The sequence below is a fragment of the Planktotalea sp. genome (assembly GCF_039984035.1).
Classification (GTDB): Bacteria; Pseudomonadota; Alphaproteobacteria; order Rhodobacterales; family Rhodobacteraceae; genus Planktotalea.
Genome location: NZ_JBDWVM010000391.1, coordinates 1 through 2128, shown reverse-complemented (window position 1 = coordinate 2128; position 2128 = coordinate 1). Strand labels below are relative to the sequence as shown.

1 protein-coding gene is annotated in these 2128 nt (G+C 56.0%); it reads left to right on the top strand.

The annotated features are described in order from the left end of the window. Window positions 1-116 precede the first annotated feature (116 nt). Window positions 117-2128, top strand: a 2012-nt coding sequence (locus tag ABJQ89_RS17310; RefSeq protein WP_348497404.1) for an ABC transporter permease, incomplete at its 3' end; no start/stop codon positions are given.

Genomic DNA, 2128 nt, shown 5'->3' with positions numbered 1-2128 from the left:
CTACTGCTTGAAATCACGCGCGAGACGAGCACAGCGCTGTTGATGGTGACCCATTCGGCCAGTCATGCCCGTGCGCTTGATCAACAACTCACGTTGCGTGGTGGAGTCATCGCATCATGAGTCACCGCACGGCGCTCAAGGCTTTGCTGTCTCATTGGTGGCGCAACCCTTTACAGTTGTTCACTTTATTGATCGGCCTCGCGCTAGCGACTGCGCTTTGGTCAGGCGTGCAAGCGATTAATGCAGAGGCGCGCGCCAGCTATGGCAGTGCTGCATCGCAGGTCGCCCAGACCCAGTTTGATACCTTGGTTTCAGCTGAGGGGCAGGACATGACAATTTCGGATTTTGTCACGTTACGCCGCGCGGGTTGGCTTGTTTCCCCTCGAATATTGGGCAGCCTGTCAACAACGGAAGACTTTGAACTACAGGTGCTCGGGGTCGACGCATTGACAGCGCCGAGAGAGGCCATGACGGGTGATTTACAATCGCTTCCCTTGAACCAGTTTTTCTCTGGGCCCGGCTTTGCGCTCATTTCCGAGGATGCGCGCGCAGCGGTGACTGCGTTAGGACTTGGGTTTTCTGTAGAAGAGACCCTTCCAAGTCAAACCGCCTTGGTCGACATTGGTGTCGCTGCACGACTACTCGAACGTGAAGATCGCATCGATCAACTGTTGGTCCTGCCCGATCAACCCAAGGATCTGCCAGCACTCGACAAGGTCATGCCGCATCTCAAGATGCTGAGCCCTCAAGCTACGGGCGATGATATTGCAAGGCTCACAGATAGTTTTCATTTGAACCTCACAGCCTTTGGTCTTTTGTCCTTTGCTGTTGGATTGTTCATTGTTTACGGCGCGATTGGGCTGGCTTTTGAGCAACGCCGCGCGATGTTTCGAACCTTGCGCGCGTTGGGCGTTTCGCTTCGTGCGTTGATCGTCCTTTTGCTCGCTGAGCTTTTGATCTTTGCCACGCTCGCAGGGATGATTGGCGTTCTGCTTGGCTATTTGATTGCCGCTGCGCTTTTGCCCGATGTCGCGGCGACCTTGCGGGGGCTTTATGGCGCGGATGTCACCGGTAGCCTCCAAATCCGCGCGAGTTGGTGGGCATCTGGGCTCGGTATGGCGGTGGGTGGCACTTTGATTGCGAGCGCGGGCACGCTCTTTCGACTGAGCCGCGTTGCCTTGATGGAGGCAGGAACACCGCAAGCTTGGGTCAAGGCCGCGCGACGTGTCATGCGCGTTATGGCCGGTTTGGGCTGTGCTCTCTTGATCTTAGCGGCGATCTTAAGCGCGACTGCGAGCGGGTTGACTCAAGGCTTTATCCTGCTTGGCGCCTTGCTGATTGGCGCAGCGTTTTTACTGCCCCTGCTTTTGGATCGCACGCTTGCCATCTTGGAAGGGTGCGCCACATCTGCCCTGCGCCAATGGTTCTGGGCCGATACCCGAAGCCAAGTGCCCGGCTTATCGATGGCCCTCATGGCGTTGTTGCTCGCTATTGCAACAAACGTTGGCGTCAGCACAATGGTCTCCAGTTTCCGCATGACATTCATTGGCTGGCTGGACCAACGGCTCGCTTCTGAGCTTTACGTAACGGTTGATACGGATGCGCAGGCGGTTGCCATGCGGGTCCAATTGGACGGCAAAATCGATGCGATCCTGCCGATCATCAGCGCGCCTGCGCAATTGAATGATCAGACTGGCGAAATCTATGCGGTACAGGATCATCCGACGTATCGTGATCATTGGCCCCTGCTCAACGAAGCGCCAAATGTTTGGGATAGGTTACAGATCACGGGGCATGCGCTTGTGAATGAACAGTTGGCCCTTCGCGCAGGTCTCAGCGTTGGTGATAAAGTGCCGAGTTCTCAGGGGCAGGAAATTGTCGGCATCTATTCTGATTACGGCAACCCTGCGCCGCAAGTTATCATTGGGATCGATGCTTTTCGTGCGCTTTATCCAGAGGTGCCGGAACGCCGTTTCGGCGTGCGCGTTGCGCAGGATCGCATCGAAGACATCACAGAGGTTCTGGTAAACGACATCGGCATTCAACCTGACGCCATCGCAAATCAGGCACGGATTAAGGCGATGTCGCTTGGCATTTTCGAGCAAACCTTCACGGTGACCGCCGCCTT